The sequence below is a fragment of the Corynebacterium glucuronolyticum DSM 44120 genome (assembly GCF_030440595.1).
Taxonomy (GTDB): Bacteria; Actinomycetota; Actinomycetes; order Mycobacteriales; family Mycobacteriaceae; genus Corynebacterium; species Corynebacterium glucuronolyticum.
On record NZ_CP047452.1, the window covers coordinates 1,311,643 to 1,333,363 of the forward strand.

At 56.0% G+C, this 21,721-nt stretch carries 16 protein-coding genes and 3 rRNA genes; 18 read left to right on the top strand and 1 reads right to left on the bottom strand.

Annotation, left to right across the window (positions count from 1 at the left end):
* Positions 1 to 51 precede the first annotated feature (51 nt).
* From galT to rrf, 5 genes are all read left to right on the top strand, one after another.
* Complete coding sequence (gene galT, locus CGLUCO_RS05950; RefSeq protein ID WP_084036150.1) at positions 52 to 1,179, top strand: galactose-1-phosphate uridylyltransferase; 1,128 nt, start codon at positions 52 to 54, stop codon at positions 1,177 to 1,179.
* Positions 1,179 to 2,414: a galactokinase gene (gene galK, locus CGLUCO_RS05955; RefSeq protein WP_005392431.1), complete on the top strand. Its 1,236-nt coding sequence runs from the start codon at positions 1,179 to 1,181 to the stop codon at positions 2,412 to 2,414. The genes galT and galK overlap by 1 nt, the downstream gene beginning before the upstream one ends.
* A 601-nt stretch (positions 2,415 to 3,015) precedes the next feature.
* Positions 3,016 to 4,540: ribosomal RNA gene (locus CGLUCO_RS05960) — 16S ribosomal RNA — on the top strand.
* A 377-nt stretch (positions 4,541 to 4,917) separates the two neighbouring features.
* Positions 4,918 to 8,015: ribosomal RNA gene (locus tag CGLUCO_RS05965) — 23S ribosomal RNA — on the top strand.
* 133 nt (positions 8,016 to 8,148) lie between these two features.
* Positions 8,149 to 8,265, top strand: a 5S ribosomal RNA gene (gene rrf, locus CGLUCO_RS05970).
* The 16S, 23S and 5S rRNA genes sit together here, the layout of an rRNA operon.
* Before the next feature lie 519 nt (positions 8,266 to 8,784).
* On the opposite strand, the gene CGLUCO_RS13130 is transcribed toward rrf, so the two are convergent.
* Complete coding sequence (locus CGLUCO_RS13130) at positions 8,785 to 9,132, bottom strand: hypothetical protein (RefSeq protein ID WP_005393841.1); 348 nt, start codon at positions 9,130 to 9,132, stop codon at positions 8,785 to 8,787.
* Between the two features lie 36 nt (positions 9,133 to 9,168).
* Here CGLUCO_RS13130 and CGLUCO_RS05975 point away from each other — a divergent pair, with 36 nt between their 5' ends.
* The 13 genes from CGLUCO_RS05975 (at position 9,169) to scpB (ending at position 21,666) form a co-directional block, all read left to right on the top strand.
* On the top strand, positions 9,169 to 9,837 hold the full coding sequence (locus CGLUCO_RS05975; RefSeq protein ID WP_005390204.1) for a tetratricopeptide repeat protein: 669 nt from the start codon (positions 9,169 to 9,171) through the stop codon (positions 9,835 to 9,837).
* Positions 9,837 to 10,820: an HAD-IIA family hydrolase gene (locus CGLUCO_RS05980; protein WP_005390203.1), complete on the top strand. Its 984-nt coding sequence runs from the start codon at positions 9,837 to 9,839 to the stop codon at positions 10,818 to 10,820. Before CGLUCO_RS05975 ends, CGLUCO_RS05980 begins: the two co-directional genes overlap by 1 nt.
* Entirely contained in the window at positions 10,820 to 10,996 is a 177-nt protein-coding gene (locus CGLUCO_RS05985; protein ID WP_005390202.1) for a hypothetical protein, read from the top strand. Before CGLUCO_RS05980 ends, CGLUCO_RS05985 begins: the two co-directional genes overlap by 1 nt.
* 417 nt (positions 10,997 to 11,413) lie before the next feature.
* Complete coding sequence (locus CGLUCO_RS05990) at positions 11,414 to 12,226, top strand: TlyA family RNA methyltransferase (protein WP_084036289.1); 813 nt, start codon at positions 11,414 to 11,416, stop codon at positions 12,224 to 12,226.
* On the top strand, positions 12,223 to 13,068 hold the full coding sequence (locus CGLUCO_RS05995) for an NAD kinase (RefSeq protein WP_084036288.1): 846 nt from the start codon (positions 12,223 to 12,225) through the stop codon (positions 13,066 to 13,068). The genes CGLUCO_RS05990 and CGLUCO_RS05995 overlap by 4 nt, the downstream gene beginning before the upstream one ends.
* A 64-nt stretch (positions 13,069 to 13,132) precedes the next feature.
* Positions 13,133 to 14,803: a DNA repair protein RecN gene (gene recN, locus CGLUCO_RS06000; protein WP_084036287.1), complete on the top strand. Its 1,671-nt coding sequence runs from the start codon at positions 13,133 to 13,135 to the stop codon at positions 14,801 to 14,803.
* Between the two features lie 231 nt (positions 14,804 to 15,034).
* Positions 15,035 to 16,204, top strand: coding sequence for a putative cytokinetic ring protein SteA (steA, locus tag CGLUCO_RS06005; protein WP_005390196.1), 1,170 nt, complete (start codon positions 15,035 to 15,037; stop codon positions 16,202 to 16,204).
* A gap of 15 nt (positions 16,205 to 16,219) precedes the next feature.
* On the top strand, positions 16,220 to 17,230 hold the full coding sequence (locus CGLUCO_RS06010; protein ID WP_005390195.1) for a copper transporter: 1,011 nt from the start codon (positions 16,220 to 16,222) through the stop codon (positions 17,228 to 17,230).
* Complete coding sequence (locus tag CGLUCO_RS06015; RefSeq protein WP_005390193.1) at positions 17,230 to 17,844, top strand: NUDIX domain-containing protein; 615 nt, start codon at positions 17,230 to 17,232, stop codon at positions 17,842 to 17,844. Before CGLUCO_RS06010 ends, CGLUCO_RS06015 begins: the two co-directional genes overlap by 1 nt.
* A 2-nt stretch (positions 17,845 to 17,846) precedes the next feature.
* Positions 17,847 to 18,929, top strand: coding sequence for a site-specific tyrosine recombinase XerD (gene xerD / locus CGLUCO_RS06020; protein WP_005390192.1), 1,083 nt, complete (start codon positions 17,847 to 17,849; stop codon positions 18,927 to 18,929).
* Positions 18,930 to 19,266: 337 nt separating this feature from the next.
* Positions 19,267 to 20,163, top strand: a complete 897-nt coding sequence (locus CGLUCO_RS06025; RefSeq protein WP_005390191.1) for a ParA family protein — start codon at positions 19,267 to 19,269, stop codon at positions 20,161 to 20,163.
* Positions 20,160 to 21,005, top strand: a complete 846-nt coding sequence (locus CGLUCO_RS06030; RefSeq protein WP_005390190.1) for a segregation and condensation protein A — start codon at positions 20,160 to 20,162, stop codon at positions 21,003 to 21,005. Before CGLUCO_RS06025 ends, CGLUCO_RS06030 begins: the two co-directional genes overlap by 4 nt.
* A gap of 130 nt (positions 21,006 to 21,135) precedes the next feature.
* Positions 21,136 to 21,666, top strand: coding sequence for an SMC-Scp complex subunit ScpB (scpB, locus tag CGLUCO_RS06035; RefSeq protein ID WP_005393855.1), 531 nt, complete (start codon positions 21,136 to 21,138; stop codon positions 21,664 to 21,666).
* The last annotated feature ends 55 nt before the right edge of the window (positions 21,667 to 21,721 follow it).

Below are 21,721 nucleotides of genomic sequence, written 5' to 3' on the forward strand. Positions count from 1 at the left end.
AGCACAACGGGTACTGCGCGAAATGAGGACGCGGGCCGTACCATCGGAAATATGAGTGTTAACGGCAGTCATCCCCTGAAGATCACGAGGACTCAGCTTTCCGACGGGCGGGAGTTACTGTTTTTTGATGACTCACCGAAGGCTCTATCGGGGGAAGTAACTAGGAACACCGAGGACCACCGGGGCCTGCCGGAGACTCACACGGACTCGGAAATGCGCAGGGATCCGCTTACCGGGAGATGGGTTGTTTTTGCTGCGCACCGGATGAATCGTACGTTCCTTCCACCTGCCAACGAAAACCCCCTCGCACCGACGAAGGAGGGTGCACTCCCGACCGAAGTCCCGGCAGAGGACTACGACGTGGTCGTGTTCGAAAACCGCTTTCCCTCTTTCTCCCTGCACATGGATGTTCCGGAAGATTATGCGGATTACGCAGATGAAGGGGAACTCGTTCCACGTCGGCCAGCTCGAGCCCGCTGCGAGGTCGTATGTTTCGCACCAAACCCGAGCGTCTCGTTCAAGGACTTGTCAGAGCATCGCATTCGCACAATAATCGAGGTGTGGACTCACCGTACAGCAGCGTTAAGCACGATCGATGGTGTCCAAACCGTTTTCCCGTTCGAAAATAGGGGCGAGGAGATCGGTGTTACGCTCCAGCATCCTCACGGACAGATCTACTCCTATCCGTTTCTTCCACCACGTATCTCGGACATCATGTGCCAAATCGAACGCACTCCTACGTTGTTCGAAGATATGCTGAATTCCGAGCTAGCCGACGGCCGGCGGATCGTGACAGAAACAGAGTCCTTTGTTGCATTCGTTCCAGCTGCAGCCAAATGGCCACTGGAAGTGATGGTGATGCCCCGCCGGCAGGTCGCTGATTTCACCGAACTTAACGACACCGAGAAGGATGAGCTCACAGGCCTACTGAAGAGCCTGTACACGGCCGTAGACAATTTCTTCGACGGCGTAGAAAAGACCCCCTATATCGCGGCCTGGAATCAGGCGCCTGTTCAGCATCCTGACCGCGACAAATTCCGCATGCACCTGCAATTGTTTTCGCTGATGCGTTCGCCGCACCGGATGAAATTCCTCGCGTCGAGCGAATCGGCCATGGGTGTGTGGATCAACGATACGACTCCAGAAATCATCGCAGAGACACTACGAAAGGTTTGGTAATGGCTACCACCCACTGGGCGACAACCCGTACGGAAGAGCAGCTTGTTAACGACGCAAAGACGCTGTTTACCTCGACCTATGATGAGGAACCCACAGGTGTGTGGGCTGCTCCTGGGCGCGTGAATCTCATCGGGGATCACGTCGACTACGCCGAGGGTATTTGCCTTCCGTTCGCCCTTGAACAGCTCACAGCAATCGCTGCTGCTGGTCGCAATGACCACGTGGTAAACATCATCACTGTCATGCCCGGGCAAGATGAACCCCAGCGCTTGTCGATGTCCCTGGAGGAAGTAGGCAAGGGGAATCCGGCTACCTGGGCGGGCTACGTTGTCGGAGTCATTTGGGCGCTGAATTCCTCTAATGCTCTCGTTTGTAAGACGGGGATGGATATCGCAGTGGTATCCGACGTTCCCGTCGGTTCGGGGCTTTCCTCGTCAGCCGCACTCGAGTGTTCGACGGCGCTCGCTGCCGTAGACGTTAAAGGTTCATCGTTTAGAAAGATGGCGATGTACCCGGTAATGGTGGAAGCCACGATGCGTGCGGAAAACGATGTTGTTGGTGCTTCAACGGGCGGCCTTGACCAGCGGACGAGCTTCTATGGGAAGAAAAACCAAGCGCTAGAGATAGATTTCCTCTACGACGAGTTCACCTATGTCCCCTGCAACTTCGCCGATCACGGGCTAGCCGTGCTGGTGGCGGATACCAACGCTCCGCACCGGCTTATCGACGGCCAATACGGTTCGCGACGCGGACTCATCGATGAAGTTACCGCAGTCCTGCGCAAGGAGGACTCTACTTTCCGTGACTTTACAGTGGAACAAGTACTGGAGCTTCTTGCAAAAACATCGGAGTGCAGCGATCACGATCTCTATCGGCGACGGGTTGGGCACGTCATCAGCGAAACTCAACGTACACAACACGCTGTCAGCTGCCTGCGTGACGGCGACTTTTCCAAATTCGGCAAGCTCATGACTGAATCCCATGCTTCCCTTCGAGACGACTACGCAGTAGTGACGCCGGAGCTGGATTGCGCCGTTAATGCCGCACTTTCTGCGGGCGCGCTGGGTGCTCGAATGACAGGCGGTGGCTTCGGAGGTTCAATCATTGCATTGGTAAAAAAGGAAAATATGGAATCGACGGCGCAGTCGATTGCCGAAGCGGCAGAAGCGCGAGGCTTTGAAGCTCCCACATTTTTGGAGGCACGGCCAAGCCACGGTGCTCGACGGCTTGCTTAATCACCTCAGGGTGACTGTCTAAAGCAGCGCACATTCCATATGTCCGGCACCTGTGACCGTGTCCGAAAAAGAGAGGCGGTCACCTTAACCGTAGCTCTGACCTCGGTATTTGTGCGTATTTAGGAGAATGTGTATATTAATCCTCCGTTGCACAGAGCGACTAGCTCAGCTAGAAGATCTAGTGCAACGGCTTGGTAAACGGCTTGTTGACAAAACAAACGAAGTTACCTAAAGTAAATAAAGCGCTTTCTCAAACTGTTTCGAACTTCGAAGCATTTTGACGGGTGTGCATGTTGTGTGAGAACTCGATAGTGTGTTGATGTACTACTTTTTGTTTGTTTGACAGGTTTTTGTGGTGCTTGTTGGGTGTGGTTTTCTGGTTTTGTGGCTGGGGGGCTGTCATCTGGCTCTGTACAAGGCGTTTCCGTTTTGGTTTCGTTTTGGTGGATGTGGCGCTTCAAGAATTTTGTTGACATTGTGGTGGTGGTTTTCTCGTTGAGGCCATCATTGTTTTTTGTTTACTTTTTTCTTTACGCTTTTGTTCTTTTGGAACGTTTTTATTTTTTTTGGTTTGAGCTGTTTTTTGCTTGTTCAACTTTTTTTGTTGGAGAGTTTGATCCTGGCTCAGGATGAACGCTGGCGGCGTGCTTAACACATGCAAGTCGAACGGAAAGGCTCCAGCTTGCTGGGGTGCTCGAGTGGCGAACGGGTGAGTAACACGTAAGTGATCTGCCCTGCACTGGGGGATAAGCTTGGGAAACTGGGTCTAATACCCTATAGGACCGCATCGTGGTTGGTGTGGTGGAAAGGTTTTTCTGGTGTGGGATGAGCTTGCGGCCTATCAGCTTGTTGGTGGGGTAATGGCCTACCAAGGCGGCGACGGGTAGCCGGCCTGAGAGGGTGTGCGGCCACATTGGGACTGAGATACGGCCCAGACTCCTACGGGAGGCAGCAGTGGGGAATTTTGCACAATGGGCGGAAGCCTGATGCAGCGACGCCGTGTGGGGGATGAAGGCCTTCGGGTTGTAAACTCCTTTCGTCAGGGACGAAGTTTTTTTGACGGTACCTGGATAAGAAGCACCGGCTAACTACGTGCCAGCAGCCGCGGTAATACGTAGGGTGCGAGCGTTGTCCGGATTTACTGGGCGTAAAGGGCTCGTAGGTGGTGTGTCGCGTCGTCTGTGTAATCCAGGGGCTTAACTTTTGGTTGGCAGGCGATACGGGCATTGCTTGAGTGCTGTAGGGGAGACTGGAATTCCTGGTGTAGCGGTGAAATGCGCAGATATCAGGAGGAACACCGATGGCGAAGGCAGGTCTCTGGGCAGTTACTGACGCTGAGGAGCGAGAGCATGGGTAGCGAACAGGATTAGATACCCTGGTAGTCTATGCTGTAAACGGTGGGCGCTAGGTGTGAGTCCCTTCCACGGGGTTTGTGCCGTAGCTAACGCTTTAAGCGCCCCGCCTGGGGAGTACGGCCGCAAGGCTAAAACTCAAAGGAATTGACGGGGGCCCGCACAAGCGGCGGAGCATGTGGATTAATTCGATGCAACGCGAAGAACCTTACCTGGGCTTGACATATGTGAGATTGGGCTAGAGATAGTTCGTCCCTTGTGGCTCATTTACAGGTGGTGCATGGTTGTCGTCAGCTCGTGTCGTGAGATGTTGGGTTAAGTCCCGCAACGAGCGCAACCCTTGTCTTATGTTGCCAGCACGTTGTGGTGGGGACTCGTGAGAGACTGCCGGGGTTAACTCGGAGGAAGGTGGGGATGACGTCAAATCATCATGCCCCTTATGTCCAGGGCTTCACACATGCTACAATGGCTGGTACAGTGCGTGTGCGACACCGTGAGGTGGAGCTAATCGCGAAAGCCAGTCTCAGTTCGGATTGGGGTCTGCAACTCGACCCCATGAAGTCGGAGTCGCTAGTAATCGCAGATCAGCAGTGCTGCGGTGAATACGTTCCCGGGCCTTGTACACACCGCCCGTCACGTCATGAAAGTTGGTAACACCCGAAGCCCATGGCCCAACCGGTTTTCCGGGGGGAGTGGTCGAAGGTGGGATTGGCGATTGGGACGAAGTCGTAACAAGGTAGCCGTACCGGAAGGTGCGGCTGGATCACCTCCTTTCTAAGGAGTTTTATTTATTATTATTTTTCTTCTACTGGCACTCATGGTTGGTAGGGGATGCAGGTGTTTGTGTCGCCGGATGTGTGACCGCGCCTAAAGTTTTGAATCCAGCGTGGATGCAAAATTGGTGGCCTGCCCAATATGTGGGTGCTGCAAGGATTGTGTTGAACGAAAAAAACATGTGGTGGTGCATTGGCATGCTGTTGGGTGTCTGGGGCAATATGTGTTGTTCCTTTTGGTCACCATGGTTGAAAGACAGGGTTTTTGTTTTCTTGTTTTTTGGTTGTGGTGGTGTGGTGTGTGTGAATTGTATAGTGGACGCGTGTGATTTCTTTTTTGTTCATGTTTTAGTTTTTTGATTGTGGCATTGTGTTTGTGTTTTTTATTTTTTAGGCACACGGTGGATGCCTGGGCATGGCAAGCTGATGAAGGACGTGGTGGGCTGCGTTAAGCCTCGGGGAGTTGCCGTATGAGCGTTGATCCGAGGATGTCCGAATGGGGAAACCTAGCTCTCAGTGATGGGGGTTACCGTATGATGAATTCATAGTTGTGCGGGAGTGGCCGGGGAAGTGAAACATCTTAGTACCTGGTGTGTAAGAAAACAATTGTGATTTTGTGAGTAGTGGCGAACGAAAGCGAATTTTTGACTAAACTGCATGCAGCGTGATGCCTTGGTTGGGGTGTTGTGTGTGGGGTTGTGGGGTCTGCGTTGGTGGTCAACCTTTTTGCCACCAGCCTTTAGCGCATGCGTAGCGGAAGTGGTGTGGAATCGCCTGCCGGAGTAGGTGAGAGTCCTGTACGTGAAATGTGTGTGCTTGGGTGTGCGTGGTGTCCCCGAGTAGCAGTGGGCTCGTGGAATCTGCTGTGAATCTGCCGGGACCGTCCGGTAAGTCTGATAACTTGCTTGTGACCGATAGTGTATGAGTACCGTGAGGGAATGGTGAAAAGTACCCCGGGAGGGGAGTGAAATAGTTCCTGAAACCGTGTGTTGACAATCCGTCAGAGCCTCTTTTAATGGGGTGATGGCGTGCCTTTTGAAGAATGAGCCTGCGAGTCAGCGGCATGTCGCTTTAAAGTTAACTATTTGTTGTAGGTAGCTGGAGGGAAACCGAATCCTAACCTAGGGTGTTGGTGGCATGTTCTGGACCCGAAGCGGGGTGATCTACCCATGGCCAGTGTGAAGCAAGGGTAAGACTTTGTGGAGGCGCGAACCCACGTAGGTTGAAAACTGCGGGGATGAGTTGTGGGTAGGGGTGAAAGGCCAATCAAACTCCGTGATAGCTGGTTCTCCCCGAAATGCATTTAGGTGCAGCGTCGTTGGTAGTGCTGCGGAGGTAGAGCTACTGGTTGATTGAGCGGGATTTTGTCTTAGTGACGTCAGCCAAACTCCGAATGCCGTATGTATGGTCCACGGCAGTGAGACTGCGGGGGATAAGCTTCGTAGTCGAGAGGGAAACAGCCCAGATCGCCGGTTAAGGCCCCTAAGGGTGTGCTAAGTGGAAAAGGATGTGTAATCGCGATGACAGCCAGGAGGTTGGCTTAGAAGCAGCCATCCTTGAAAGAGTGCGTAATAGCTCACTGGTTAAGTGGTTGTGCGCCGACAATGTAGTGGGGCTTAAGTACACCGCCGAAACCGCGGCAAGAATGTTTTTTGTTTTTGGGTAGGGGAGCGTCGTGCATTGTGTGAAGCCTGCTGGTAACGGTTGGTGGATGTGTGTGCGAGTGAGAATGCAGGCATGAGTAGCGAATGGTAGGTGGAAATCCTACCCGCCGGATGACTAAGGGTTCCTGGGTGAAGCTGGTCTTCCCAGGGTGAGTCGGGACCTAAGGCGAGGCCGACAGGCGTAGTCGATGGATAACCAGTTGATATTCTGGTACCCGCGCATGTGCGACAAATGGTGAATCATTGATACTAACCACCCATGGAGATCAACGTTTTCCTGCATTTTTGATGTGGGGTGTTGTTTTTTGTGTGTGGGACCTGATGTGGTAGTAGCCACGTGATGGGGTGACACAGTAGGGTAGCCGCGCCACTTAGTGGATTGTGGTGTAAGCGTGTGGCACGAGGACGTGTTAAATGCCGTTCTTATTATGTGTGAGGCGTGATGCGTAGCCTGTTAAAGGGTGATGGTGGTGATCCTGTGCTGTCGAGAAAAGCCTCTAGCGAGTGCAAGTGTGGCCCGTACCCCAAACCGACACAGGTGGTCAGGTTGAGAATACTAAGGCGAACGGGTGAACTATGGTTAAGGAATTCGGCAAAATGCCCCCGTAACTTCGGGAGAAGGGGGACCCATGACCGTTGCTGACAGCAACTAGTGCGGTTGTGGGGCGCAGAGAATAGAGGGAAGCGACTGTTTACCAAAAACATAGGTCTGTGCGAAGAAGGTTAATTCGATGTATACGGACTGACGCCTGCCCGGTGCTGGAAGGTTAAGAGGACCTGTTAGATCATTTTGTGGTCGAAGCGGAGAATTTAAGCCCCAGTAAACGGCGGTGGTAACTATAACCATCCTAAGGTAGCGAAATTCCTTGTCGGGTAAGTTCCGACCTGCACGAATGGCGTAACGACTTCTCTGCTGTCTCGACCATAGGCCCGGTGAAATTGCAGTACGAGTAAAGATGCTCGTTTCGCGCGGCAGGACGAAAAGACCCCGGGACCTTCACTATAGCTTGGTATTGGTGTTCGGTTCGGTTTGTGTAGCATAGGTGGGAGACGTTGAGGCGTGCACGCTAGTGCGCGTGGAGTCGGAAGGTGAAATACCACTCTGATCGGATTGGATGTCTAACTTCGGGCCATGATCTGGTTTCAAGGACAGTGCCTGGTGGGTAGTTTAACTGGGGCGGTTGCCTCCCAAAATGTAACGGAGGCGCCCAAAGGTTCCCTCAGCCTGGTTGGCAATCAGGTGTTTAGAGTGTAAGTGCATAAGGGAGCTTGACTGTGAGACGGACATGTCGAGCAGGTACGAAAGTAGGGACTAGTGATCCGGCACCGATGTACGGAAGTGGTGTCGCTCAACGGATAAAAGGTACCCCGGGGATAACAGGCTGATCTTCCCCAAGAGTTCATATCGACGGGATGGTTTGGCACCTCGATGTCGGCTCGTCGCATCCTGGGGCTGGAGTAGGTCCCAAGGGTTGGGCTGTTCGCCCATTAAAGCGGCACGCGAGCTGGGTTCAGAACGTCGTGAGACAGTTCGGTCTCTATCCGCCGCGCGCGTTAAGAAACTTGAGAAAGGCTGTCCCTAGTACGAGAGGACCGGGATGGACGTACCTCTAGTGTGCCAGCTGTCACGCCCGTGGCACGGCTGGTTGGCTACGTACGGGAAGGATAACCGCTGAAAGCATCTAAGCGGGAAGCCTGTTTCAAGATAAGGTTTCTTAGGTTCCCTATAGACGATGGGGTTGATAGGCCAGAATTGGAAGGTGGGTAACCACCGAAGGTGACTGGTACTAATAACCATACTTTAAAAAACACTATAACCTGCTACAAACACTAAACGCGACAACGAATCACACGTGATCCACTATGCAATATCAGACACACCACACCGTCGGCTGACACCGACGACGAAAAGATAAATGAAAATAACACGCCCAAAATAAGACGTGTCGGTGGCGATAGTGGTTGGGAAACGCCCGGTCCCATTCCGAACCCGGAAGCTAAGCCAACCAACGCCGATGGTACTGCACCCGGGAGGATGTGGGAGAGTAGGACACCGCCGACCACAAACATAAAGCCGATGGCCACCACTTGTTGGTTGCCATCGGCTTTTTCTGTGCGGACTTGAGTAACGAGGTCTATCATTAGCTGTCGCCATTCCTTCGCATATTGCCGATGCCTTTTCCTTCTGCTCGCCTCGCACGTTGCGGTTTGTTAGGGCCCGTCGGAGCCAACGGAGCTGACCATTGTCCTCGTGGCACCTCAGTGAGTGTCGAGTCTCGCTTTGCGACTTTGGTTAATACCTTCCAGCCAGTACAATTGCCTAGGCATATTCGCGATCTGCGTGGAGAGTTGCTTTCTCGTTGGACGGATTTAGTTACGGGTTCACCTATCCTTCGGGGATGGAGATCCGTTGAGTGATTCGTAGGATTAATGACGTGTTCATTTCCTGTGCCTTCGGGTTAGAATCTGTGCAGAGGAACGATCCAAGCAGAGCTGTTGCAGTTGGCCCTAGAGCAGGTTGCTGCGGCTCCTTTAAAAGAAGTTGACGGACGTGAACTGCCGTGTGTGCGGCGGTTCTACATTATTGATTTGAAAAAGGAAAGTAGACGGTATGACCCCACGGGATGATTTCCACAACGGACGCGGCGATTCCGGACGACGTGGCGACGGCGGTCGTCGCGGAAACGGAGGAAAGGGCCGTCGTTGGGATGCCCGGCGAGGGCAGTTCGTTGACGTCGCCTTTTCCGATGACAAGGGTCGCCCGGCCAAGCGCCGTAACGGGGGCAACGATAGGGAAGGTTCCGGCGATGACCGCCGTCAGCACGGCAACCGGAGGGACGGCAATCGTGGGGGCAGAGGTAACCGTACCCTCGATAAGAAGCACAACCAACAGCGTGGAGGTGACCGTGGCGGTCACCGTAACTCGCAAGGAAAAAGGCCGTCCTTCCGAGACGAGCGGCTTGCCGTGCACGCAAATGAGCCCGATCTGCCGGAGGACATTAACGTCCGCGATTTGGACTCGAGTGTGCGCCAGGATCTTCGTTCTCTTTCCAAGGACAACGCGGATGCTGTTGCCAAGCACATGATCATGGCGGCAACGTGGATGGCTGATGATCCGAAGCTTGCTCTGGAGCATGCTCGTGCGGCAAAGAATCGTGCTGGTCGAGTGTCCGTCGTTCGTGAGACCAACGGCATCGCAGCTTATCACGCCGGCGAATGGAAGGAAGCCCTGTCCGAGCTTCGCGCTGCTCGCCGAATGAGCGGTGGACCGGGGCTTATCGCCGTGATGGCTGATTCAGAACGTGGTCTCGGTCGTCCTGAGAAGGCTCTTGAGCTTGCACGTGAAGAGGATCTGTCAGAGCTGAACCGTGCTGACTCGATCGAGTTGGCGATCGTACTCGCTGGTGCCCGGCAGGATCTTGAACAGTACGATGCGGCGATTACCGAATTGACAAAGCTCAATCCTGATCCGCATGCGACCGATCCTGAGTCGGCTCGACTCGACTATGCTCTGGGCAACGCCTACGAACTCGCTGGTGACAAGCCAAAGGCGCGTGAGTGGTTCGAAATTGCTCGGAAGGCTGACGTTGATGAATTACTGGATGCAGGTGAGCGTCTAAAGGAGCTCGGCTAATGCGGCTCATAGATTGCTACGACGCACTTCTCCTTGATCTCGATGGCACAGTCTGGATGGGTGATGAGCCCATTCCTCATGCTGTCGATGCTTTGGCGGGATGCGCGACGCGGAAAATGTACGTAACGAATAACGCGTCCCGTGGTCCGGAGGCTGTTGCCACAAAGCTGGAGGGAATGGGCTTTGAGGCTACGCGCGATGACATCTTGACCTCGGCGATGGCTGCCATTGATATGTGTAAGCGTGAGCTACCTTCCGGCAAAGTGCTTGTGCTCGGAACTGAATCTTTTGTCGATCTCGTGCGCGAGGCCGGCTATGAACCGGTCAACTCAGCTGATGAGAATCCTGTTGCAGTATTGCAGGGGCACAACCCCGATACCGGGTGGCGGCAGCTGTCTGAGGCATCGCTTGCTATTCACAATGGTGCTTTGTTCTTCGCGTCGAACCTGGATGCGACGTTGCCACAGGAGCGGGGCCTGATGGTGGGAAACGGCTCGATGGTGGAGGCAGTCGTGCACGCCACCGGTGTCCGTCCACATTCGGCTGGTAAACCGGAGGCCGAAATGTTCCATGATGCGGCGCGGCGGATGGGCTCTCGCGTACCACTGGCTGTCGGCGATCGACTCAATACCGATATTGCTGGTGGCAATGCCGCAGGAATGGATACGCTGCACGTGATGACCGGCGTTTCAGGGCATCACGCCCTCGTTGCCGCAGTGCCGGCTGAACGCCCGTCGCTCATCGCAACCGATTTGCGGGATCTTTACTCCCCGCTCGAAAGCCTCAAGCCCGGTCGGCAGGGAGACTTCTCTGCCATGGTGAAAGGCAACGATGTGGTTCTTGCCGGCGGGCGCTCGGATTCCACTGCTATGCAGGCTTTGCGTACCGTGCTTGACGTCGTGTGGAAACATGACGGTCCCACCCCGACGAGCATTATCCCCACCTCTACAGTGGCTGAAAAAGTATTGGCTGAGTGGCGCTAATGACCGGAGTAGGAGGGGATCGCCAGGCAGCGCCCTCCCCAGCGCAGTTATACGAGAAGACCCGACCTCTTACGGAGCGAATCGACGAGATTTTAGATACCCCGTGCGATTCGTTGGCCGACGAGGCGAAGATTCTGACAGATGCGTACGCCATCCTTAACGCTGAGCTCCGTTAAAAGGAGCGACGTGGCGACGAGTTTGCAATAACCGGTTTTTCTGGCGCAGGTGTCTTGCTTAGATACCTGCGCTTCTGCTTGCTCTAGCTGTGGTGGAATGATGCGCGGGCATCTTTTGGCACCCGTTGTGGTTGCTGTTTTCCTTTCTTGGTTGTTTCCTCTGTCTCGTATCTGTACGGAAAGGAAGTGACGGGAATGAACCGTAGTGATGGTGGCTGCGTTATTCTATAAAGCAGTACGTTTTAGCTATATAGTCCGCTGGCGCGAGAACGATGCCATCCTTTCCGCTCAGAGGAAATGGCGCGGTTCCTGCGCCTGAGTTGCGGTTTCCGGTGGATAATACACCCATGATGCCGCCCCTCAGAGCGCTCACGCTGCTGCAGACAGGGCATAGAGGAAACTAGAAAAGAGGCTGCCATGGTGCAACATCGTCGGCTCGATGCGGAGCTCGTGCGGCGAAAAATCGCCCGCTCCCGGGAGCAGGCTCGGCAGCTAATTACAGATGGCCATGTCTTTGTTGGTGGGTTTAAAGCATCGAAGCCCGCGACGGGTGTGACAGGTGATGTCTCTATTCGCGTGGAGGGAGACATCGATGACTACGCTTCGCGTGGGGCACACAAGCTTATTGGTGCCCTCGACGCATTTGAACCGCGCGGGCTTGATCTGAAGGGGAAAAAGATCCTCGATGCCGGTGCCTCCACCGGCGGTTTTACCGATGTCTGCTTGCGCCGTGGTGCGCGAGAAGTTGTCGCGGCAGATGTGGGTTATGGACAGCTCATCTGGCGCCTGCAAAACGACGAGCGTGTCACAGTCCTCGATCGTACGAATATTCGCTACATAACGCCGGATCTGACAGGTGGCCCTTGTGACATGATGGTTGGTGATCTGTCCTTCATCTCACTTCGCCTCTGCCTTCCGCCCATACTCGGGTGTGTGAAGGAGGGTGCGGACCTTCTTCCAATGGTGAAGCCACAGTTCGAGGTTGGTAAGGATCGGCTGGGACACGGCGGAGTCGTAAGCTCACCAGAGCTTAGAGCAGAAGTAACTATTGATATCGCCCGATTCGCGCAGGAACAGGGCGCGGGGTTGCGTGATGTTGTGGCTTCACCGCTTCCCGGGCCCAGTGGCAATGTGGAGTACTTCCTCTGGCTCACCCGTGGCGCCAAGCCGATGAGCGACGAGCACATTGTCGATCGAGTACACACGGCTGTTGAGGAGGGCCCGCAATGACCGAAAAACGCGCTGTATTAGTCGTGTCCCATTTTGAGAGGCACGACGTGGATAAAGCCGTGGAACTTCTGCACTCCTACGGAATCAGAGTTGTGTATGACCTTCCCACTGATGACCAGCGTCGAGACGTGGAGCTCGTGCTATCTCTTGGAGGAGACGGAACGTTTTTGCGCGCGGCAGAGATTGCCCGCCAGGCGGATCTTCCAGTGTTAGGGATTAACTTGGGTCACGTCGGGTTCCTTGCTGAGTGGGAAGCTGATTCGTTGGAAACAGCACTCCACGCTGTAGCGGATCGGCAGTACCGTGTTGAAGACCGGATGACGCTCGATGTCACAGTCTTTAACGAGGACGGGAAAATTCTCGAAAAGGGTTGGGCGCTGAACGAATGCTCGCTGGAAAAGTCACAGCGGCGAGGTGTGTTAGATTCGATTCTCAGCGTCGATGGCGCGCCTGTGTCAAGCTTCGGCTGTGACGGTGTCATAGTGTCCACTCCAACGGGTTCGACGGCATATGCATTCTCTGCGGGAGGCCCGATCCTTTGGCCGTCCCTGGATGCCATTCTTGTCGTTCCAAATAATGCACATGCGTTGTTTGCTAAACCCCTCGTTGTCAGTCCGCAGTCGAGGGTGGCTGTGGACACGCGGAAGTCAGCGCATGCGGTCTGTGATGGCTTTAGAGTTCTCACTGTCCCCGAGCGCGGGAGAGTCGAGGTGCAATACGGTAGCCAGAAGGTACGGTGGGTGAGGATGGACGATTCCACATTTACAGATCGCCTGGTCACCAAATTCCGTCTGCCTGTGGAAGGCTGGCGGAGGCGTGTACCGTGGGCAGAGTCGCGGTAGCTGTGGATGCCCAAAAGGTCGAACGGTGCGATGCCACAGCCCAAAGTGATGTGAAGGAGATCGCATGCTCTCGGAGCTAGCCATTCATAATCTCGGTGTCCTTACCTCTGCCGGTGCGCAGCCCGGTGCAGGGTTGACCGTCGTCACAGGTGAGACCGGTGCCGGCAAGACAATGGTGGTGGAGAGCCTACGGCTTCTCAAAGGCGACCGGGCGGATGCTAGCCGGGTCCGGACTGGTGCGTCGAAGGCAATGGTCGAGGGCCGTTTTGTTGTCGATGAGCGGAAGCGCGCAGCCGTCGAAGAACGTGGCGGTGAGATCGATGAAAACGGTGAAGTGATCATTACCCGTTCAGTCACCGACCAAGGGCGGAGCAAAGCGTATTTGGGAGGTCGGGCGGTTCCTGCGGGAGTTCTTCGTGAGCTTACGGCTGACCTTATCACCATCCACGGGCAGCACGATCAGCTTCGGTTGATGTCGGCGGATGCTCAACGCGATGCCCTCGATGAGTCCGATCCAGCGATCATTCCTTTGCGGGAAGACTACGCAGCATCCTACGCATCCTGGCGGTCCCTGGCGAAGGATCTGAAGACTCGCGTAGAAAAGCGAAGGGAGCTCGCGCAGGAAACAGACCGCTTGCAGTTTGCGATCACAGAGATTTCCACGGTCGCGCCGGAGGCTGGCGAAGAGGAAGAGCTAGCAACGTCTATCCATCGGTTGCAGAGCGTGGATCAGCTCCGAGAAGCGGCCTCGACAGCTCTGGCGCTCATCGATGGTGAAGAAGATTCTTTTGAGGACACATCCGCTGCAAGCGCACTGGGGGAGGCTCAGGCTGCTCTGGCCAGCGCAGGTGACCCTGAGCTGAGTCGTCTTTCTGATGTCTTGTCCGAGGTTACTTCACAGCTAACGGAAGTCTCCGTGGATCTCGGACGCTTTGTAGACGATCTTCCGCTCGACCCCGATGCATTGGACAAGGCTCTCCGACGCCAGCAGGCGCTAAAGGGGCTGACACGCAAATATGCTCCGGATCTTGCCGGTGTCATTGAGTGGTGGCACAAGGCGGAGGCGAAACTGGCAAAACTCGACGTGTCGACCGAGAGCCTAGAAGCCTTGAAGAAGAAGGTTGTTGCCGCGGAAAAGAGTATGCGGGCAAAGGCAAAAAAGCTAACGGCCGCACGCGCCACGGCAGCGACCGCGTTGTCTACCGCTGTGACGTCCGAGATTCACGGTCTGTCCATGGGCAACTCTCGTTTCGACGTAGCAATAGAAAAGGCCAAACCGTCGGCTTCCGGGTTCGACCAGGTTGAGTTCCAGCTCAATGGTAAGAAGATTGCGGCGAGTGCATCCGGTGGTGAGCTCTCTCGCGTCATGCTCGCAATCGAAGTGATTGTGAGCCAAGGTGGTGCGACGCTCGTTTTCGACGAGGTTGATCAGGGCGTCGGTGGGCGAGCAGCTGGACAGATTGGCAAGCGTCTCGCCCTATTGGCCAAATCCAATCAAGTCATTGTGGTGACACATCTGCCGCAGGTGGCAGCCTATGCACAGACCCACGTTTTTGTCTCCAAGGATGTTGAGAAAGACGAAGCAGAATCCGCTGTTAGGGTGCTATCCGGTGAAGAGCGGGTGGAGGAAATCGCCCGGATGATGGCTGGCCTCGATGACACAGCGACGGGACGCGCGCACGCAAAGGAGCTGTTGGAGCTGGCTTCGGAGTTTAATAAGCAGGGTGATTCTTAGGGATGCGGGATCTTCAGTAGTGCCCTTCGGGGCGGGACGTGACCGTGTGCCATCCTCGCACGAGAGGAAAAGTTCGCTATGTATCGCCAGTTTCTCGGTGGCTGACTGCGCTCGCATGGTTCGTTCTGAGCCAAAAGGATGGCGGCTCCCCGTACTCCGTTTGGGGCATGTGGGAGTGCCATCCCGCGCGCCTACCGCACCTTAGTCCTGCTCACGTGCACAATAGTGGCCATGAGTCTGTTCGGATCTGGGAAAGATTTGCCGGGTATCACCGGCACGCTGAGAGAGTGCCCCGCTCACCTGCGAAAATTGAGCGCGGGGGACATCGCGCTAGTGGATGTAAGCGATATGACGCGGACATTCGCCAGCCGGCTTGCCGAGGCTTCTCCGGCGGCGGTTGTCAACGTTAGCTCGTTTGTATCCGGATCTGTCCCGCACTTCGGCCCGCAGATGCTTCTCGACGAAGGCATCGTCCTCATCGAGGGGGTGGGAGCGGAAATTCGCTCTGTGGTGAAGAGTGGCAAGAAGGTGCGCATCGATGGCGACGGCGTATACGTGGGAGACCGACTCGTTGCTCGAGGCACCCGGGTCACGCCGGACATCGCGGAAGAGAATTTTCGCACTGCGCAAGCGTCTCTCGTGGATCGGATGGAGGCCTACTTTGGAAACGCCATCGAGTTCATCCATTCCGAGGCTCCACTGCTTGTCGACGGTGTCGGGGTTCCCGATCCTGGCATTGACATTGAGGACCGGAAGGTGCTGATTGTCGGCCCGTGTGATGATCTCCCGCAAGAGTTGAAGAAGCTGAAGAATTTCATCCGCGAGTATGATCCGGTTCTTATCGGTGTGGACCGCGGGGCAGATGTGCTCACTGATTCCGGCTACAAGCCCGATCTCATTGTCGGTGATCCGTCGGAGATTTCAGCCGATGCGTTGCGTAGCGGTGCACGCGTGGTTATGCCTGCGGACCCCGATGGCCACGCCCCCGGTTTGGAGCGCATTCAGGATCTGGGTGTCGGTGCCATCACGTTTCCGGCATTGAGTAAGGAATCCACGGAGCTGGCCATACTGCTGGCTGATTTCCACGGTGCTTCAATGATCGTTCACCTGGGCACCCCCGTTGATCTGCAGACAGTTTTTGCCGGTACGACCGAGCAGCCCTCGGCTCTCCTCACCCGTTTCAAGGCTGGTGGGAAGCTTGTCGACGCTCGGGCGGTTTCCGATCTCTATGTCATGCAGGACACGTCGGCCGTTGCCTGGGTGTGGGCACTTTTCGGCCTCATCGTCCTCGCTGCCGTCACCGTTCTCATTGCTGGGTTCTCTGGAGATGGCACTTTTGGCGAGAACCTGGTGACAACGTGGAACAACGTCGCTCTGACCGTTCAGAGTTGGTTTAAGTAAAGGAGGATGAGTTCTATGGCACGTGTAAACCCAACAGCTGCAGTGACAGCAGGAATCATGTTCGGTCTGGCAGGTGGACTCGTTGCGGGCACGTACCTCCTTGCGCCGAGCCTGTCAGGCTCACCCATCGGTGGCGTGAGCGACAAGCTCGCAGTCGCTGAGCACGATGCGGCTGTATACCAAGCCCAGGCTCAGTCTGCAGATAGTTATATCGCTGATATCGCGGAGGACACGGTGCGGGGCCGGCTAGCTGACAAGCCCGTTGTCCTCATCACCACCCCGAGCGTAAATGAGGAGGATTTTGGCCATATTGACTGGCTGTCGAAGATCGGCGGTGCTCCCTCAGTGACACGCATTACTCTGACCGACTCGTTCCTCACCCAGGATTCCGCTGAACCGCTTAAATCGCTTGCAGCCACGACACTGCCTGCGGGGATTCAGCTGAGCGAGGATAACCGATCCGTGGGAACACACATGGGTGAGCTCATCGGTGCGACGTTGTCTGAGAGCCCCACGAATGTGGCTGCACCGTCAGACTCTCCCTCCAGCGAGCAACCAGAGTCTCCCGAGGATGAGGGGGAGAACGAGAATCAGGGTGAGCAGAAGCCGTCGACAAGCCCTGTTGGACAAGATGAGCGCAACCTTGTTTTTGGGGCTTTGAAAGAGGCCGGTTACCTCTCCTATGAGGGGGACGTGCCCACTGCCGCCGCAGTTGTACTCGTCACCGGCGACTCCGACGGGAGGGAAGACTCCTTCCGCGTGAGCCAGTATGTGGACTTCGCGCGTGCGCTGGATAAAAGCGGGCTTCCCACGACAGTTGCGGGGCGACTGCCCGCTGCCGGCCCCGACGGATTGATTGGCAGACTGCGAACGAACCAAGAGGATGCGTTGAGCGTATCTACCGTGGATTCCATTGACCGTTTCTACGGGAGGCTCGCAACCGTGCTGGCTACGGTCGAGCAAATCTCTGGCGGCTCCGGTTCTTACGGCACAGCGGACAAGACAGATGCGGTGGCACCAGCATAATGAGTTTTGATTTTTCGGTTTTGTCATCTGAGCACCTCCTCGATGCCCCTATCATCTCCGTCCGGCGTGATCTCGTTACGATGCCGACCGGTGAAGCGAATCGGGAAATCGTCGAGCATTTTGGTGCCATCGCGGTCGTCTGTGAGAAGGATGGAGCGATTGCGCTGGAAAAACAGTATCGGCACAGTGTGGGCGCACACCTCTGGGAGCTGCCTGCCGGCCTCTTGGACAAGCCAGGTGAGACGGCTCTCGAATGCGCGCAGCGGGAGCTGAAGGAAGAAGTGGGACTGGCTGCGGGTTCCTGGGCGCTCATCACGGATTTGGTTACTAGCCCGGGCTTTTGCGATGAGGCTGTCCGCATCTTCCATGCCACGGATGTCTCGAAGACCCTCCGACCGGAGGCGGAAGATGAGGAAGCAGACCTCACCTGGGAGTGGGTTCCGCTCGACACTGCCAGGCGCATGGTTCTCGATGGTGAGATCTGTAACTCCATCGCCATCGCCGGGATCATGTGCTGTGGCGGAAAAGAGCGCAGTGTTGACACACCATTCAGCCTCCGCCCCGTGGCGCTTGCCGACCGAAAGCGAGCTTTGCAAGCTGGCGGTCGGCCCTAGGAATGGTGAAGACGAATCCGGCGGAGCCCGTCTCGAACCCGCGGCGCTCCATCAACAGCCGTGACTGGGGAGAGCGTCGCGGAGCGCGTGGCGAAAGTCGCGGAGCGCAGACAAGCCAGCGCGAAACCGGAGACTCTGCCGACACGGCGGATTCTCGCCCGTTGCGGAGTGGAAACCGGCATCAGGCGGAAACATCGGCAGCGAAGGTTGCCCGCCAGTGGATCACTTACCTTACTGTCGAGCGTGGCAAGGCGCGGAATACGATTGCGAGCTACCGACGTGATCTCGCTTCCTACCTCGATTTCGTGGGGGAGAGGTCTCTGGATTCCATCGCTGCGACCGACATTGAGGCATTTCTTCAATCCCTCGGCAGGCACGGGCTCGCCGTTACCAGCGTACGACGGATGCTCTCGACCATCCGTGGCTTCCACGCCTTTGCACGCGACGAGGGAATTGTCGCTGATGACGTAGCACATGACATCACGCCCCCGGCGATGCCTCAGCACCTCCCAGACACGCTTAGCGTGGACGAGATAAACACCCTCATTGAGTCCCAAGCTGGCGACAGCGCTGTTGCTTTGCGGAACAAGGCGCTTCTGGAGCTCCTTTACGGAACGGGCGCACGCATCTCCGAGGTCCTCAGCCTTGCGGTGGATGACATCACCGCGTTGGAGGAAACCGATGGCATTCTCGTGCTTACTGGCAAGGGCGATAAGCAACGTATCGTTCCCGTAGGTTCTCACGCACGGCAAGCCGTGGATGCGTATCTCGTGCGTGGCCGTCCGCAGCTGAACAAGGGGAAAAGCGCAGCCTTGTTCTTAAATGTGCGCGGAGGTAAAGCAATGTCCCGGCAATCAGCGTGGCAAGTGGTCAAACAAGCTGCGACGGAGGCCGGCATCACGAAAGACATCTCGCCGCATACTCTTCGTCACTCGTTCGCCACCCACCTCCTTGAAGGCGGGGCAGATGTCCGCAGCGTCCAGGAGCTCCTCGGTCACGCCTCAGTGACAACTACGCAAATCTACACTCACATCACCGCTGATTCTCTCCGCGCCATGTGGCGCACGGCGCACCCGCGCGCCTAAGGAGTGAGGGTGCGCAGCGAGGTGACGGGGGCGTCCTTGTGCCTTAGTGAGCGTAACGACGAAGCGTCGACAAGCGAGATCCCGGGACAAGGAGCAGAAAGACGCGGAGAAAATTGCCGAATGACAACTCCGAGGAGAAGGCCCCTGGCACAGTAAAACTAACGGTGAAGTGCATGTTGAGGGTTTGGACACGCGCGGCGATCGCGTCGTGGGTGCCGGAGATGCGTTGTAGACTTTAAAAACAAGAAGAAGCTAATTACGGCGCTGTAATTCCCCGCAGGAGAAAAATCCTTTTTCGACTCGGGTGCGGTTGTTGGTGAATGTTCATGGAGGTGCTGTGTCCACGCGCGATGATGACGGACTGTTTAGCAAGTCCGACCTGCCGGCAGATTCCGAGTATGGTCTGACCGGCCGTCCGCTGCGCACGATTCCGGAGCCACCGGAGCTGACCACGCACGGTCCGGCAAAGATTCTCGCCATGTGCAACCAAAAAGGCGGCGTGGGAAAGACAACCTCAACGATCAACCTCGGCGCCTGCTTGGCTGAGCAGGGACGCAAGGTGTTGCTCGTGGACCTCGACCCCCAAGGCGCCCTCTCTGCGGGACTCGGAATCCGCCAAGATGAGCTGGATCTCACTGTGTACAACCTGCTGGTGGATACCGATGCCACCATCGAGGAAACGGTCATGTCTACCCGTGTCCCGGGGATGGACATTGTTCCGGCGAACATCGACCTTTCAGCAGCGGAAATCCAGCTCGTTAACGAGGTCGGTCGCGAGCAAACTCTCGCCCGTGCATTGCGTCCGGTGATGAAGGAATATGACTACATCGTCCTGGACTGCCAGCCCTCCCTGGGGCTCCTCACTGTGAACGCCCTGACCTGTGCACAAGGTGTGATCATCCCAATGGAATGCGAATACTTCTCGCTGCGCGGGCTTGCACTCTTGACAGACACAGTGGAGAAGGTGCGTGACAGGCTCAACTTTGACCTCGACGTGCTGGGGATCTTGGTCACTATGTTTGACCGGCGTACGACGCACTCTCGCGAGGTTATGGACCGGCTCGTCGACGTTTTTGGCGATAAGGTGTTTGACACGGTCATTACCCGAACTGTGCGGTTCCCCGAGACCTCCGTCGCAGGCGAGCCGATTACCACGTGGGCCCCGAAGTCGCAGGGGGCCGAGCAGTACCGAAACTTGGCCAAAGAGGTCATCGAACGGACCACACTCGAGTGAGCCCTGTAACGAATATCAGCGACGACGCGTCACTTTCTCAAAAAGCCGAACAGCCGGAGCTCACCGGGTTCCGCGTCGCGCTTCACAACTTTGAGGGCCCCTTTGACCTGCTTCTGCACCTCATTGGCAAGAAGAAACTGGACATCACCGAGGTGGCCCTAGCGGAAGTGACGGACGAATTCATCGCGTACACGCGCGCGTTGGGGGAAACCGCCGACCTCGATGAAACGACGCAGTTCGTACTCGTCGCGGCAACGCTCTTGGACATCAAGGCTGCCCGCCTGATTCCCCATGGTGAAAGCGATTCCGAGGAGGAGTTGGAAGCTCTCCGTGAACGGGAGCTACTCTTCGTCCGACTTCTCCAGTACCGGGCCTACCAGAAGGTTGCGGCACTGTTCCGGAAATGGGAGGCGGAGGCCGACAAAATTTACCCCCGCGAGGTCTCGATGGAAGAACCGTTCGTGGACGTGTTGCCCCCGCTGCGCCTGGATATTGACCTGGCAGACTTTGCCACGTTAGCTGCGAGCGTCTTTCGCCCGCATAAGGACGAAACGGTGGACACCGGTCACCTGCACCAAGTAGAGGTTTCCGTCCCCCACGAGGCTGGCTTCCTTCTCGATACTCTCTCGCTGGCTGGTAAGGGTACGTGGATGACTTTTTCCACCCTGACCCGTGACTGCACCGTCACAATGGAGATTGTCGGCCGTTTCCTCGCGTTGCTCGAGCTCTTCAAAGCACACGCCGTGGACGTGGATCAACCCGTGCCGCTCGAAGAACTCAATGTAGCCTGGACGGGGAAGACAGTAGATCCAACGGTTGTTGCTGCTGCGAACTGGGACTAGGAAAGTGCCCCTTCTTCCGTCGCGGCATTAATCATCTGAGAGGCTTCTGGAATTGATTATTGGGCAACGTTGAGAGTTCGTTATTTTGTGAAATGACCGCTTGAATAAACGTATTGAACGGAGTTTAATCATGGGTATGCAGTTACGGTCTGAGTTGGAATCCATTCTATTGGTGGTGGATACTCCTGCGACTGTTGCGGCGCTAGCTGCGGCGACAGAGCACTCAGAGGACGACGTTGCTACCCAGTTGCGGGCGATGTCCAATGATTTCAGCGGCCGGGGTAGCGGGATAGATCTCCGTGAAGTAGACGGAGGTTGGCGCTTTTACACTCGGCGCGAGAACTCCCGCGTTGTGGAACGTTTCATCACAGGTGGAAGCCATACGAAACTCACGAAGGCGGCAATGGAGACTCTAGCGGTCGTGGCCTACCGCCAACCCGTGACGCGTTCTCAGATTTCTGCCATCCGTGGCGTTAACGTCGACGGTGTGATGCGCACGCTGAGCCTTCGCGGGCTCGTTCGCGAATGCGGCACAGAGCAGGGTGCAATTCTCTATGAAACGACGGAGCTTTTCCGTCAACATTTGGGTATCGATTCGCTTGACCGGCTGCCAAACCTTGCCCCCTTGCTGCCGGAAGTAGACCAGATTGAGCAGATATAACCAAGATGAAATAGAAACGGATGCAGTCGATGTGTCGGACGTCGCTACGTCATCC